Origin of the sequence: Natronospira proteinivora (assembly GCF_024170465.1) — a bacterium.
In the GTDB taxonomy this organism is placed as follows: Bacteria; Pseudomonadota; Gammaproteobacteria; order Natronospirales; family Natronospiraceae; genus Natronospira; species Natronospira proteinivora.
Map to the genome: position 1 here is coordinate 1534115 of NZ_JALJYF010000001.1, position 15294 is coordinate 1549408.

Sequence of the window (15294 nt, forward strand, 5' to 3'; positions counted from 1 at the left end):
GCATCAGCAGCCGCTGGCTCCGCCGACATCAATGGTGCCGGCGGAGCCAGCGGCCATCCTCGCGAAACACCTCGGTGGTGGGCCAGAAGTTGAGATCGGTCTTGAGCGTCACCACCTGCGTGGTCCCATCCCAGTCTTCCAGGCGCAGCCGCACGGGCTCACGATGCTGTCGCTCGGAAACCGCCTCCAGAAAGGCGTCCAGATCCCGCACTGTCTCGCCATCCACCTCGATGATGCGGCGGCCCGGGTTAAGGCCGAAGCGGCTGGCCGGTGAGCCGTAACTGAAGTTGGAAACAAACACACCCCGGCGCGGCACGCCGCGCTGGGCCGCCATGGCCCGGTGCGGCTCATGCAGAACGGCACCGGCCCAGTGCAGGACCCGCTCCACACCACGGCCTTCCATCCGCTCCGTGGGTACGTCGACGTCCATCATTTCGCCGTCCCGGAGGATGGTCAAAGCCACCGACTCAGCCTGGCTGGCTTCATTCAGGGTCTGGAAATCATTCACCGGTTGATCATTGACCGCCAATACCAGATCACCGGACTCCAGCACCTCCTCGGCGGGGGCGCCGGCCACAATCCGCTCCACGGACAACACCCCGCGCGGTTGATCGTCCAGGTCAGAGATCACCCGGACCCATTCTTCCGGCAGACCCAGCTTGCGGGCGCTGGACATGGGCATGAGCAGGAACTCCACTTCCAGGGAACGCAGGGCCTGTTCCTCTCGATACTGCCGCAGCGCAGTCTGGATGACATCGGCGGGAATACCCTTGAAGGCGCCGTCGCGGGCACCCTGCTTGCCGTAATCCGCCCACAGGGCCTGAATCCGGCCATGACGGTCCGCCAGCACACCGCCCACATCACTGGGCGGGTTGGCCACCGACAAAGTCTCCAGATTCACATCCCGGAAGCGAAAGCTGGAAGACAGGGACAATCGCAAGGGATCGAAACTGCCGGCTTCAGTCCGTCGTGACATCAGAGACTGATCCGGGCGGTGGCCCACCACCCAGATATCATCGCCACTGCGCGGCCGACGGGGATTGAAGCTGGCGGAACGCACCTCACTGCCCACCAGCAGGACCGGGTCATACTGGACCAGCGCCAGGTTGTTCAGTGGGTGCAAGAACACGACCTCCCCCGGCACTTCCATGGAACTGGCGAAGGTCAGGCGCAGGTCCCCCATGCGGCTGGGCACGGCGGAGCGGTCGGTGAGCACCAGCCCCTCGGCGGCATCCACCACCACGCCGGTACCGGTAAATCCGACCCCATCCATGCCCTCTACCCGATAGGGCATATCGAACTCCACCCAGACCAGGGAACGGGACAATCGCTGGGCTCGCTCGTCACGGTAATCGCCAAAGCGCACCGTGCCCGCCTGCAGATTTCGATTCTCCGGGGCCGAGGCAAATTCCTCACAGGGCCAGCGACCGGTATTCGCCTCCATTCGACATTGGCGGCCCGGGAACCAGGTGCGATCGATGCTCAGCGTGGCCAGAACTTCCCGGTGGGGCTCGTCCAGACGGGTGTAGCGCACAGGCACCCGGGCTCCATCGTTCAGGCCTTCAAAGACCTCTCTGAATGTCTCGATATCCGGCGTTTCCTGACCATCCAGGCTGCGGATGATGGAGCCTCGGGGAATCCCGGCCCGGCCCAGCATGAAGCCGGGGGCGGCCACATAAACCGATCCGGGCGGGCGATTAAAATGCCGGGCCTGTTGGTAGGACAGGGGATTGAGCGTGGCGCCACCGGCCTCCACATACTCGGTGGGCGTGATCGTCTTCAAATCACCTACGGTCAGCTCCACCCGTTGGGTTTCGCTGCCGCGACGGATATCCAGCTGCAGGGTTTCGCCCACCCGCTCATCCAGAATATCGGCCAGGGGCACAAACTGGGTAACCAGTTCCCCATTGATTCGCAGGAGGATGTCCCCGGGCCGTAATTTCTCATAGGCAGGCCCTTCGGGGACCACCCGGTCAACCACCAGCATGCCGGTCTGTTCCGGGTAAGCCAGGCGAGCGGCGGTCTCGGTATCCTCGTCCAGGCCCAGACGACGAAGTTCGTCATAGGATTCACGGATAAAGGTGGTCTGAAGCGTGCCCCGGGTAATAGGCTCGTCCGCCTGCAACTTTTCCAGCACGCGAATGGCACGGTCCAGGGGCAGAAAATAACTGGAGCTGGCATCCATGCGCCCGGCGGCATTCAGCGCCAGGGCCGCCCCGGCCCGATTGATAACCGGTGAGCCGGAAGAGCCGCCGCTGGTGCCGGACGCCGCCTGTAGATAAAAGGTATTGAAATCGTTGTAACGCCCCCGCCCGTAGTCAGGGGCATCCCGATCCAGACGGGCCAGGGTTCCGGTGAGAATGGACAAACGCTCACCGGCATCATTACCCACCACCCGAATATCCTCGCCCACCCGGGCGGCCTCCGGTGCCAGTTCGATGTTCACCGGGTCGATATGACGCAGGTCGTCGGGGTCGTAGCGGAAGAAACCGAAATCATGGACCGGGTCCCGGTAGACGGGGGTCAAATCCACTTCCTCGGAGTTCTGAAAGACCGCCTCGGCCACCACCGGCCCCGGAAAGACCACATGGCGATTGGTAAGAATCAGGCCCCGCTCGGCGTCCACCACAAAACCGGTGGCCTCGGTGGTGCTCTCCCATTCCGTATCAAAGGGGCGGGGGGCATCCACCCGGATCTTCACCACGCCCGGGGCAATCCGGTCCAGGGTCTCCGCCCAACTGGGCTCGGCAGCCACCGGCCGGACGAGGCTGAAAAGAATGAGCCCGGCGAACAGCAGCCAGAACAAATGGAAATGGATGGGCGCATGCTTCCTCGCCTGTCTCATTCTCGACACCATGCTCACCTCAGGTTGTGGGCCTCTCAGCCCAGGTCTACGCCAAAGATATTACGAAAACTGGACTCAAACTGGGCCCGATCAAAACGATGGTTCTGGGTTCCATGCTGAGCCACTTTCAGTGAACCCATCAAGGAAGCGATACGGCCGGTGGTCTGCCAGTCCCAATCATTCATCAGCCCGTAAAGCAGGCCGGCTCGATAGGCATCGCCACAGCCAGTGGGGTCATTCACTGCCGACGGCGTCACCGGCTCGATTTCATGGACTTGGTCACCGGCATAAATCACAGAACCGTGAGCCCCGCGAGTTACGATCATGGCCTCCACCCGACTGGCCAGCGCCTCCCGGGACAGGCCCGTACGTTCTTCGAGCATTCCCGCCTCATAATCGTTCACTGCCAGCCAACGGGCCTTGTCCACAAAATCCAGCAGTTCTTCGCCATTGAACATGGGCAAGCCCTGGCCGGGATCGAAGATGAAGGGAATACCGGCCTCGGCGAACTCCCGAGCGTGCTGAATCATGCCATCGCGACCATCCGGGGCCACAATGCCCAACTTGATGCCGGCATCGCTGGGCACGGATTGAATATGGGAGTGGTTCATGGCGCCGGGGTGGAAAGCGGTGATCTGGTTGTCATCCAGGTCGGTGGTAATAAAGGCCTGGGCGGTATATTCACTATTTACCTGGCGTACAAAGCGCTGATCAATACCGCAGTCGTCCAGCCAGGCCCGGTAGTCATCAAAATCACTGCCCACCGTGGCCATGGGCAGGCCTTCGCCGCCCAGCAGCTTGAGGTTATAGGCAATGTTGCCGGCCGTGCCACCAAACTCCCGGCGCAGTTCCGGCACCAGGAAAGCCACGTTCAGCATGTGAACCCGATCAGGCATGATCTGGTCCTTGAAGCGGCCATTGAAGACCATGATGCTGTCGAAGGCATAGGAACCGCAGATCAGTGCCGTCATTTGATGACTCCTTGTTTCATGAATGCTAGCCCGGGTAGAGCAAGGGGCTTAATCAGAAAATATCTCACGAAAAAACGCCAAGTGGCCAAGGAAATGGATGCGAACTCCCCGGCGACTTGGCGTCCTTGTGGGTCTTGATCTATAAGCAATCGTCACTAGGCGGCATTGGCCTTGCGCCAGGCCAGGTCCAGCTGCTTGGCCGCCTTGACGTCGTCCAAACGCTTGACCGGCAATGTATAGGGTGCCCCCTTGAGCTTGGCCGGGTCCGTCTCGCCTTCCCGCTTGATGGCGACCATTGCCTCCACGAAACCGTCCAGTTCTTCCTTGGCTTCGGTCTCGGTGGGCTCAATGAGCAAACACTCCGGAACCAGCAGGGGAAAGTACATGGTGGGCGCGTGATAGCCATAATCCAGTAGACGCTTGGCGTAATCGGTGGCGATAACACCGTCTTCCTTGGCTTGGCGCTTCAGTGTAACAATGAACTCGTGACTGGCGCGGCGATCCGGATAGGCCAGGTCGAATCCGGCCTCCCGCAGCTTCACCATCAGATAGTTGGCATTGAGGGTGGCGTATTCGCCCACCCGCTGCATGCCTTCCCGGCCCAGCATGCGGGCATAGATATAGGCCCGCAGGAGAACCCCGGCATTGCCCATGAAGGCGGAGAGCCGGCCAATGCTGTTGGGCAGCTCCTCGTCCTTGCTCCAGCGGAAGCCCTCGCCTTCCTTGACCACCACCGGACCCGGCATGAAGGGCTTGAGCCGTTCACTGACACCAATGGCGCCGGAGCCCGGCCCACCACCACCATGGGGCGTGGAGAAGGTCTTATGGAGATTCATGTGAATCACATCGAAACCCATGTCCCCCGGGCGCACCTTGCCCAGAATGGCATTGAGGTTGGCACCATCGTAATAGAGCAGGCCGCCGGCCTCATGGATGATCTTTGCCATGTCCTCGATCTTGCGGTCGAAGACCCCCACCGTGGAGGGGTTGGTGAGCATGATGCCGGCGGTCTTCGGCCCCACCACTTCCCGCAGGGCATCCAGATCCACATCGCCGTCCTTGCCGGTGGGGATTTCCCGCACCTTGCAGCCACACATGGTAGCGGTGGCCGGATTGGTGCCGTGAGCGGCATCGGGGACGATGATCTCATCGCGCTCATGGTCGCCACGGCTCTCGTGGTAGGCCCGGATCATCGCCACACCGGAGAATTCCCCCTGGGCACCGGCCATGGGGGTCAGGGAGACGCCGGCCATGCCGGTGACTTCCTGAAGAATATCCTGAAGGTCATGCATGCAGGCGAGAAAACCCTGGCCATGGCTTTCCGGCCCCAGCGGATGGCGGGACAGGAAACCCGGCAACATGGCCAAGGTATTACAGGCCCGCGGGTTGTATTTCATGGTGCAGGAACCCAGGGGATAGAAATGGGTATCAATGGAGAAATTTTTCTGGGACAGACGGGTGTAGTGGCGAACCACCTGCAACTCCGACACCGCCGGCAATTCCGGCGCCTCTCGGCGACGGAAGGCTTCTGGAATATCATCCATGGCCGGGTATTCCTGGGGTGCCTGGGCGTAAGCGCGGCGCCCCTGACGGGCATGTTCAAAGATCATCATGGTCGTCTGTTCCCAGTCGTATTCGTGTTCCGCTCAATGAGGTCCAGGCCGGTGAGTCCAGCCTGATCATTTCAAGCAAGTGCCATAATTCAGCCAAGGGCCTTGATAGCCGCTTCGTAATCCGGTTCCTCGGCGATCTCCGGAACCAGTTCCCGATACACCACCTTGTCGTTCTCATCCAAGACCACCACCGCACGGGCAGTGATGCCGGCCATGGGGCCGTCTTCGATCAACACCCCGTAATCCCGGGCGAAATCACGGCTGCGCATCAGCGACAGGTTCACCACATTGTCCAGAGATTCATCCGAGCAGAAACGTTCCATGGCAAAGGGCAGATCCGCCGAGATCATCAGCATCACGGTGTCGGAATGCTGGCTGGCATGCTGGTTGAACTTGCGCGTGGAATTGGCGCAAACCGGCGTATCCATGCTGGGGAAGATGTTGAGCAGTTTCTTCTTGCCGGCAAAATCCGACAGGCTCTTGTCGGACAGGTCCTTGGCGGTCAGGCGAAAATCCGGGGCCTTGTCGCCCACTGCCGGCATGTCTCCATTGGTGTGGATCTCATTGCCTTTCAGGGTAATCGTCGCCATTGATGCAAACTCCTTTAACGGGCTGGTTTCAGCCACAAATGCGGCTTATCAGGCGGCCTTGACCGAGGCGAGCACCTCGCCCAATACATCCCGATAAGCACGAATATCGTCTTCGGTCTTGGTCTCGGTGGCGCAGACCAGAATCGCCTCGCCCAGCTCCGGGTACCAGTCCTTGAGCGACAAGCCGCCCAGGACGCCACGCTCGGCCATGGCATCCAGTACCTTGTCCGCGGGCCGGTCCAGACGGATCACCGTCTCATGGAAATAAGGGCTATCAAAAGCCCCATTGACACCATTCAGCTCGCTCACTGCATCCCGCAACTGGCGGGTGCGCTGGTGGGAGACCGCCGCCACCCGGGCCAGGCCTTCAGCGCCCAGCAGCGCCATGTAAATGGTGGCCGCCGTGACCATCAGGCCCTGGTTGGTGCAGATATTGGAGGTGGCCTTGGAACGGCGGATATGCTGTTCCCGTGGCTGCAGGGTCAGGGTAAAGCCCTCCTTGCCGTCTTCATCGACTGTGCGGCCCACCAATCGCCCGGGCATCTGGCGCACCAGCTTCTGACTGCAGCAGAGTATCCCGAAATAGGGCCCACCGGAGGACAGGGGAACACCCAGGGGCTGGCCTTCACCCACCATGATATCGGCGCCCTTCTCACCCCAGTTCCCCGGCGGCTCAATCACCGCCAGACTGGTGGGGTTCACCACGGCAATCACCAAAGCGCCGTTCTCATGGGCCCAATCCGTAATGGCATCAACTTCCTCCAGGGAGCCGAAGAAGTTGGGCTGGGGAATCACCACGGCGGTGATGTCTTCTCCCTCATGGGCCTTAAAGGCACTCAACGGCGTGCTGCCCTTCTCCCGTTCGAAGTCCACGCTCTGGAAATCCAGCTCCTGGGCCCCGGCGATGGCCTGGGTCACCTGGCGGTACAAGGGATGCACGCTCCGGGGCACGAGGATCTTCCGGGACTTGGATTTGCGATTGGCCCGCACGGCCATGAGGCTGGCTTCCGCCAGGGCCGTGGCACCGTCATACAGGGAGGCGTTGGAAACGTCCATGGCCGTAAGCTCGGTCATCATGGACTGATATTCGTAGATCAGCTGCAGGGTGCCCTGACTGGCCTCGGCCTGATAGGGCGTGTAGGCACTGTAGTACTCACCCCGGGTGGTGATCTCCCATACCGCAGCCGGAATATGATGCTCATAAGCGCCAGCGCCGATGAAACAGCTGGCATGACCGTCCTGGGCTGCGCGCTCATGCATGAGGCGGGAGATGGCCATCTCGCTCAGTGAGTCCGGCACCCCGGGCAGGTCGTGAATACGCAAGCTGTCCGGGATCTCGTCAAACAACTGCTCGATGCTTTCCACGCCGATGGCGTCCAGCATCTCCCGAACTTCGTTTTCGGTATGGGGAATAAAAGGCATCGCCGTTATCCAATTCTCGTCATGAATACGATGTAATGACACCCGGCAAGCTCAAGGGCTGCCGGGTGTCAAACTGGCATTACTCGTCTTCCAGGAGCTTCTGGTAGGCCGCGGCATCCATCAGGCCATCCACGTCTTCCGGCTTTTCCGGGCGCAGGCGGAAGATCCAGCCCTCGCCGTAGGGGTCTTCATTCACATGCTCGGGCTCATCGGCCAGGGATTCATGGGATTCCACCACTTCGCCCGCCACGGGGCAGTAGATATCGGAGGCCGCCTTGACCGACTCCACCACGGCAGCCGCATCACCGGCACCATAGCTTTCACCCACTTCCGGGGCTTCCACATAGACCAGATCCCCCAGGGCACCCTGGGCATGGTCGGAAATACCCACGGTAATGGTGCCGTCGTCTTCCACCCGTACCCATTCGTGGCTTTTTGCGTATTTAAGTTCAGCCGGGACCTTGCTCATGGATTGATCTCCCTTGTTCAGTTTGGAATCGATGCCGCCGCCTTCAGACGGTGACCTTGATTTCACCCTGCCGGACGAAGGGTGGCTTGACCACTTTGGCCGGCACACGTCGTTTGCGAATTTCCACTTCCACCGTCTCACCGCAATTTTTGGGGACCCGCGCCAGCCCGATGGAACGCTCCAGGGTGGGAGAATAGCTGCCACTGGTCACTTCCCCTTCCCCGCCATCACAGACGACGGCCTGATGAGAGCGTAGTACACCCCGGCCCTCCAGAATCAGGCCGACAAATTTCCATGCCACGCCCCCAGCCTTTTTGGCCGCCAGGGCCTTGCGCCCGATAAAGTCCCGGTCCTCGGGCTCCCAGGCCACGGTCCAGCCCAGACCGGACTCCAGCGGTGTCACGGATTCGTCCATATCGGTGCCGTAAAGATTCAGCCCCGCCTCCAAGCGCAAGGTATCCCGGGCACCCAGACCGATGGGCGCCACATCCGCTTCCATCAGGCCCTGCCAGAAGGACACCACGTCATCGGCCGGCAGTACCATCTCGAAACCGTCTTCACCGGTATAACCCGTCCGGGCCAGGAAGATATCGTCAAAATCGCCACAGCCGAAGGGCTTTATCGCCAGCGCCGCCTCGCGATGCGCCTCCGGCAGCAAGCCGGCCACACGCTCACGGGCCTTGGGGCCCTGCACCGCCAACATGGTGGTATCCGCCTGTTCGCTGACGGTCACCCCTTCGGCTTCATCGGCCCGGGCGCGAATCCAGGCCAGATCCTTATCGCGGGTGGCGGCATTCACCACCAGGCGATAACGGTCCTCGGCCCGCCAATAGGTAATCAGATCGTCGATGACACCGCCCTGCTCATCCAGCATGCAACCATACAGGGCACGGCCCGGCTGCTTCATTTTGGCGATATCATTGGATAGCAGGCGGCGCAGGAAGGTCTTGACCCCCGGCCCCTCCACATCCACCACCGTCATGTGGGAAACATCGAAAACACCGGCCGCTTGGCGTACCTTATGATGTTCTTCGATCTGGGAGCCGTAATTGACCGGCATGTCCCAGCCGCCGAAATCCACCATGCGGGCACCGAGGGCCACATGCTGATCGTAGAGAGGAGTTCTGTTGCCCATACGGGTCCTTGGTTATCCTTGTTGACTCGTGTGCATCGAAGGCCCGACATGATACCGGAAGCGTCCGGTGCGCACCAACGAGCAAAGCCCTTTCCCCGCCCCTGACGGGCCCGGGATTCATGCCTTTTTGGAATGTAAGGAGAGAACCATGCCTCAAATCCCACACCGGCTGAGAATCACAGCCCTGCTGGCGCTGCTGCTGTTCGCTTCCGCCTGCGCCACCACTGATGACAATGGGGCGGCCGGGGAGGCCGTCTCCGAGCTTCACACCTTCTTTGATGACGAGTGGGACCGTCGTCTGCGGGAAAACCCCACCTACGCCTCCGCCCAGGGAGATCGACGCTGGAATGATCAATGGCCGGATCTCTCGGACGAGGCCCGGGCCGACCGCCAGGCAGCCGACCAGGAGGCCCTGAACCGGCTGGATGCCATTGACCGGAGCGCGCTGCCGGAGGAAGAGCAGCTCAACTACGATCTATTTCGCACCGAACTGGAGCGTCGGATCGAGGGCCACGATTTCGATCACCACCTGATCACCCTCAATCAACGCGGCGGCATCCAGAGCGCGGACGATACCGCCGGGCGGGTGCCACTGGATGATGTCTCGGATTACGAAGACTGGATCGCTCGCCTGGAAGGCTTCGGCGACTACATGGACCAGACCATCGACCTGATGTACGAGGGCATCGAGACCGGCTGGACCCTGCCCCAGGTGATTGCCGAACGGATTCCGCCCCAGATCGAAAGCCAGCTGGTGGAGCATCCGGATGAGAGCGGCTTCTACGAACCCTTCAAGGACATGCCGGACCGGATCAGCGAATCGGAGCAGGAACGCCTGCGCGAAGCCGGTGCGGCTGCCATCAAGGATGTGGTGCTGCCGGCCTATCAACGCTTCCATGCCTTTTTCACCGAGGAATATATCCCCGGCGCCCGGGAGACCCTGGGGGCACGTCATTTCCCGGATGGGGAAGCCTATTACGCCTGGCGGGCCCGGGATTTCACCACCACCGAGCTGACGCCGGAGGAGATCCACGAGATCGGCCTGGATGAAGTCGCCCGCATCCGCGAGGAAATGCTGGAGATTATCGATGAGCTGGAGTTCGACGGAGACTTCGACGACTTCCTGCACTATTTGCGCACGGACGAAAAATTCTACTACGAGGACCCGGACGATCTGCTGCAGCATTACAAGGCTGAATCCAAGCGGATCGACGGCCTGCTGCCGCCCTTTTTCAAGACCATGCCGCGCATGCCTTATGGGGTCCGCCCGATTCCGGATTCCATCGCACCGGATACCACCACGGCCTACTATTCCCGGCCGGCGGCGGACGGCACCCGGGCCGGCTTCTATTACGTGAACCTCTATCGCCCGGATACCCGGCCGAAATGGGAAATCCCGGCCTTGAGCGTGCATGAGGCCGTGCCGGGCCACCATTTCCAGATCGCCCTGGCCCAGGAACTGGAGGGCATCCCCAACTTCCGTCGCTATGGCGGTCCCACCGCCTTCGTGGAAGGCTGGGCCCTGTACACCGAATGGCTGGCCCATGAAATGGGCGTCTACGAGACCCTCTATGACGAATTCGGCCAGCTGACCTACGAAATGTGGCGGGCGGTGCGCCTGGTGGTGGATACCGGTATTCACACCATGGACTGGACCCGGGACGAGGCCATTGATTTCTTCATGTCCAACGCCGCCCGGGCCGAGCACGACATCATCAATGAAATCGACCGCTACATCGCCTGGCCCGGTCAGGCCCTGGCCTACAAGATCGGCGAACTACGCATTCGTGAACTGCGCGCTCGTGCCGAAGAGGCCCTGGGCGATGACTTCGACATCCGCGAATTCCACGACGTGGTCCTGCTCAACGGCGCCATCCCCCTGGATGTACTCGAGCAGGTCGTCGACGACTGGATTGACGAGGCGCGTCAATAAGAAAGCACCCCGGCCACATCCACGGCCGGGGATTTTTTCCGAGAGCTCCAAGCTTCAAGCTACAAGCTCCAAGCCGTCCGGTCCGCGCGGCTGGCTTGCAGCTTGTAGCTTGGAGCTTGGAGCTGAATTCCCGTGCAACCCCGCGACGAAAGCCAAGCCCTGACCGCCCCCGCCGTCATCGCCCTGGTCATAGCCATGGGCCTGGTGGGGGTAAGTTTCGGGGCCAGTGCGCCCCTGGTGGCCTCGATTCTGGAAGAGCGGGGCTTTTCCGAGTATTACACCGGGGCGGTGTCGGCCACCCTGTCGCTGGCCATTGCCCTGTTAAGCCCCTTTGCCGGCAATCTGGTGGTGCGCCTGGGCCCCCGCTGGATCACCCTGGCCGGCATTCTGCTACAGGGCCTGTGCTTTTCCGCCCTGGGCCTGGCCCTGTTCTGGGCCGAATATTTGCTGTTCCCGGTCCGCTTTCTGCTGGGTCTGGCTGCGGCCCTGACTTTCGTCGCAGCCGAAACCGCCCTGCTGCGCGGCGTTCGGCCCCATCTGCGCGGGCGGGCCATGGCCGCCTACGGCACCATCATGGGCCTGGGCTATGGCGGCGGGGTACTCCTCTCGGCACCCGCCTATGCCTGGCTGGGGCTCTGGTGTTTCGGGCTCGTGGGTCTCCTGGCGGTGGTGGTGGCCCCCATTTGCCGCTGGGGCCTGAGAAGCCTGCCCCGCCCGCAACCGGCCACCGATTCCAGCCGCCGGCGCGGCCGCTTCATGCGCTGGCGGCTGGTAATCATCGGTCTCTACGGGGCCATCATCTTCGGCGTTCTGGATAACGGCATGACCGGCATTTACCCGGTGGAAGGCCTGCGTCTGGGCTTTGACCGCAGCCAGACTCTCAACATCGTCGGGGTGATGCTGATCGCCTCGGTGCTGGCCCAGCCCCTGTGCGGGGTGCTCGCCGACCGCATTGGCGCCCGGCGGGTGCTGGCCGCCCTGGCCCTGACCGGCCTGGCCGGGGCCGGGTTGACCGGCTGGATCGCCTGGCAGGGCCTGGGATACGTGCCCACTCTGCTGGGCTTTGCCGTGATCGGCCTGGCCGGCGGCGGCACCTACCCGGTCTGTCTCAAGATGATCGGCGACCGGGTCCGCTCCGAGGCCCTGCCCAAGGCCAATGCCGCCTTTTCCGCCGCCTATGGCTGGGCCTCCCTGCTGGGCCCCCTGGCCGGGGCCGTCATGATCGATGGCGCCATCCGCGCCGGCCTGCTGGGCTGGGCCCTGCCCGGCCTGGCGCTGGTGATTTTCGTCTTCCTCCTGCCCCTGATCCTCCTCGATCGCCACTGGCATCGATGAAAAAGTCGAACACGAAGGACACGAAGAAAAGCAGAAGGGCACGAAGGTGTAACTTCTCGGTTGGGATGCTGGTTGTAGGAGCGAATTGATTCGCGACCATTGCCGGAAGCCGCCATAGTGCCATCCGCTAGCCAATCGCGGATAAATCCGCTCCTACCGGTTCATCCTGGACCGGCACTTAATGCCCTCTTCGTGTCCTTCTGCCTTTCTTCGTGTCCTTCGCGCTTGATTTTCCAGAAAAAATCGTTGGCAACCGGAGTGAGTTTTCAACTCGCGGCCTCCCCTGCGGTAGAATGTCAGGTTCAGTTTAAGGAGCAGTGGTGCCCATGATTCAGCGGCGCGAGACAAGACAAGTGATGGTGGGCGGCCATCCCGTGGGGGGTGGCGCGCCGGTGATGGTCCAGTCCATGACCAACACCGACACCGCCGATATTGATGCCACCGTCCAGCAGGTGGCCGAGCTGGCCCAGGCCGGTTCCGAGGTGGTGCGCATCACCGTCAACAACGAGGCCGCCGCCCGGGCCGTGCCCGAGGTCCGGGCCCGGCTGGAGGCCCGCGGCATGGATGTGCCCCTGGTGGGGGATTTCCATTTCAACGGCCACAAGCTCCTGAGCAAATACCCCGAATGCGCGGCGGCCCTGGCCAAGCTGCGCATCAATCCGGGCAATGTGGGCAAGGGCTCCCGCCGGGACCCGCAGTTCGCCCAGATGATCGAGATCGCCATCAAGCACGACAAGCCGGTGCGCATCGGCGTGAACTGGGGCAGCCTGGACCAGGATCTGCTCACCCGCCTGATGGATGAAAACGCCCGCGCCAGCCAGCCCCGCGAGGCCCGGGACATCATGTTCGAAGCCATGATCCAGTCCGCCATCGGCAGCGCCGAGCGGGCCGAGGCGCTGGGCCTGGCCGGCGACAAGATCATCCTGTCCTGCAAGATGAGCGGGGTGCAGGACCTGATCACGGTCTACCGCCAGCTGGCGGACCGCTGCGACTATCCCCTGCACCTGGGCCTCACCGAGGCCGGCATGGGCAGCAAGGGGATTGTCGCCTCCACCGCCGCCCTCTCGGTGCTGCTGCAGGAAGGCATTGGCGACACCATTCGGATCTCCCTGACGCCGGAGCCCGGCGGCGCCCGCACCCGGGAGGTGATCGTGGCCCAGGAAATCCTCCAGAGCATGGGCCTGCGTTCCTTTACCCCCCAGGTGGTGGCCTGCCCCGGCTGCGGACGGACCACCAGCACCTTTTTCCAGGAACTGGCCCAGGACATCGAAAGCTGGATTCGGGCGCAGATGCCCCGCTGGCGCGAGGAATACGAAGGGGTGGAAGAGATGCAGGTGGCCGTCATGGGCTGCGTGGTAAACGGCCCCGGCGAATCCCGACATGCCAATATCGGCATCAGCCTGCCCGGCACGGGGGAACGGCCCGTGGCGCCGGTATTTGAAGATGGCGAGAAAACCGTCACACTAAAGGGTGACCATATCGCCGCCGATTTCCAGGCGCGCGTTCAGCGGTATATCGACAACCATTACCGCAGCAAAAACGAGCAACGCAAAGACAAGGCCGGGGCGCGGGAAGCCGGCTAAGGAGGAACGCGGCCAATGGGAGGCCGGTCCAACTCGGTAAGAGATCGCGCACAGGCCGAAGTACCGATTTCTGGGCGGGCAGCGGGAAAACCGCTTCGCCGAAACACAGTTTTGTGGGAGGTGATCTCATGGGTAAGGACACGAAATATGCGGCCAAAGTCCCGGATGAAAATGGCTACATCCATTACACCGAGGAAGAGGATCAGATCTGGCACGAGCTGATCACGAACCAGAAAAAGGTCCTGCCGGGCCGTGCCTCGCCCATCTGGCTGGAAGCCATGGAGCGCATGGAATTCCCGGAAGACCGGGTGCCCCAGTGCACGGAAGTCTCTGAAGTACTGCGGGATCATACCGGCTGGTCCGTGGCGCCGGTGCCGGCACTGATCAACTTTGACAAGTTCTTTGCCCTGCTGGCGGACAAGCAATTCCCCGCGGCCAGTTTCATCCGCACCCGCGAGGAAATGGAATACCTGCAGGAGCCGGATATCTTTCACGAAATCTTCGGCCACACCCCCCTGTTGACCGACCAGCGTTTTGCCGACTTCACCCACGCCTACGGCAAGGCCGGGCTCCAAGCCAGCAAGGAAGACCGAAAATACCTGGCGGCCCTGTACTGGTTCACGGTGGAATTCGGCCTGATCAATACCGAAGAAGGTCTCCGGACTTACGGCGCCGGGGTGGTGTCCTCACCGGGCGAGACCGTCTACTCGGTGGAAAGTGATGAACCGGTGCGCAAACCCTTCGATCCGGTGGAGTGCATGCGTACGCCCTACCGCATCGACATCTATCAGCGCACCTATTTCGTCATCGACAGCCTGGATGATCTGTTTAACGTGGCCCATCAGGACATGATGGGCATGGTGGAAGAAGCCAAGCGCAAGGGCATGCATGCCCCCAACTTCCCCTTCGACGATTTGCCGGAAGAAAAACAGGAACGCTTCAAGAAAATGCTGAAGGAAGCGTCCTGATCAAACACTGGAAACACCATTCCTTTCCATGAACCCAAATTGAGGATTAGCTGATGTCCGATCTGACCGCACAGCACTGCGCCCCCTGCGAAGGCGGCGTCAAGCCTTTCGACAAGACCGAAGCCGAGAAGCATCTCAAGGAACTGGATGAAGGCTGGGAAATCGTGGATGAAGGCAAGACCATCCGCAAGACCTTCAAGTTCAAAGGTTTCAACAAGACCATGGGCTTTATGAACGCCGTGGCTTGGATTGCCAATGCCGAAGGTCACCATCCGGATGTGAAGCTGGGTTTCAACTTCTGCGAACTTAACTGGCAGACCCACGCCATTGACGGCTTGTCCATCAACGACTTCATCTGCGCCGCCAAAGTGGATGCGCTTTTTAAATAAGCTTCAAGCTGCAAGCCACAAGCTGCAAGCTGAAAAGCCCC

General features: G+C 61.6%; 12 protein-coding genes. 5 read left to right on the forward strand and 7 right to left on the reverse strand.

The window, feature by feature from the left end; genetic code table 11:
* Positions 1-28: 28 nt before the first annotated feature.
* From J2T60_RS07175 to gcvT, 7 genes are all read right to left on the reverse strand, one after another.
* Positions 29-2845 carry a trypsin-like peptidase domain-containing protein gene (locus J2T60_RS07175; RefSeq protein ID WP_253447415.1) on the reverse strand — a complete coding sequence of 939 codons (2817 nt, stop codon included), beginning with the start codon at positions 2843-2845 and terminating at the stop codon, positions 29-31.
* 35 nt (positions 2846-2880) lie between these two features.
* Positions 2881-3816 (reverse strand): carbohydrate kinase family protein, encoded by a 936-nt coding sequence (locus J2T60_RS07180; protein ID WP_253447418.1) that lies wholly within the window; start codon positions 3814-3816, stop codon positions 2881-2883.
* Between the two features lie 155 nt (positions 3817-3971).
* Complete coding sequence (gcvPB, locus tag J2T60_RS07185; RefSeq protein ID WP_253447421.1) at positions 3972-5429, reverse strand: aminomethyl-transferring glycine dehydrogenase subunit GcvPB; 1458 nt, start codon at positions 5427-5429, stop codon at positions 3972-3974.
* A gap of 89 nt (positions 5430-5518) precedes the next feature.
* The gene (tpx, locus tag J2T60_RS07190) at positions 5519-6019 is read right to left on the reverse strand and encodes a thiol peroxidase (protein ID WP_253447424.1); all 501 of its coding nucleotides are present in this window, start codon (positions 6017-6019) and stop codon (positions 5519-5521) included.
* A 48-nt stretch (positions 6020-6067) separates the two neighbouring features.
* A complete protein-coding gene (gcvPA, locus tag J2T60_RS07195; protein WP_253447428.1) occupies positions 6068-7441 on the reverse strand; it encodes an aminomethyl-transferring glycine dehydrogenase subunit GcvPA in 1374 nt (457 codons plus the stop codon).
* Positions 7442-7520: 79 nt separating this feature from the next.
* The gene (gene gcvH, locus J2T60_RS07200; protein WP_253447431.1) at positions 7521-7910 is read right to left on the reverse strand and encodes a glycine cleavage system protein GcvH; all 390 of its coding nucleotides are present in this window, start codon (positions 7908-7910) and stop codon (positions 7521-7523) included.
* 43 nt (positions 7911-7953) lie between these two features.
* Positions 7954-9045, reverse strand: a complete 1092-nt coding sequence (gene gcvT / locus J2T60_RS07205) for a glycine cleavage system aminomethyltransferase GcvT (RefSeq protein WP_253447434.1) — start codon at positions 9043-9045, stop codon at positions 7954-7956.
* 148 nt (positions 9046-9193) lie between these two features.
* On the opposite strand from gcvT, the gene J2T60_RS07210 reads away from it, so the two are divergent.
* From J2T60_RS07210 to J2T60_RS07230, 5 genes are all read left to right on the forward strand, one after another.
* A complete protein-coding gene (locus J2T60_RS07210; RefSeq protein ID WP_253447437.1) occupies positions 9194-10978 on the forward strand; it encodes a DUF885 domain-containing protein in 1785 nt (594 codons plus the stop codon).
* A gap of 132 nt (positions 10979-11110) precedes the next feature.
* Positions 11111-12313, forward strand: a complete 1203-nt coding sequence (locus tag J2T60_RS07215) for an MFS transporter (RefSeq protein ID WP_253447440.1) — start codon at positions 11111-11113, stop codon at positions 12311-12313.
* Between the two features lie 326 nt (positions 12314-12639).
* Positions 12640-13896 (forward strand): flavodoxin-dependent (E)-4-hydroxy-3-methylbut-2-enyl-diphosphate synthase, encoded by a 1257-nt coding sequence (ispG, locus tag J2T60_RS07220; RefSeq protein WP_253447443.1) that lies wholly within the window; start codon positions 12640-12642, stop codon positions 13894-13896.
* Between the two features lie 128 nt (positions 13897-14024).
* Complete coding sequence (gene phhA / locus J2T60_RS07225; protein WP_253447446.1) at positions 14025-14864, forward strand: phenylalanine 4-monooxygenase; 840 nt, start codon at positions 14025-14027, stop codon at positions 14862-14864.
* Between the two features lie 53 nt (positions 14865-14917).
* Positions 14918-15253 (forward strand): 4a-hydroxytetrahydrobiopterin dehydratase, encoded by a 336-nt coding sequence (locus J2T60_RS07230; RefSeq protein WP_253447449.1) that lies wholly within the window; start codon positions 14918-14920, stop codon positions 15251-15253.
* Positions 15254-15294 lie beyond the last annotated feature (41 nt).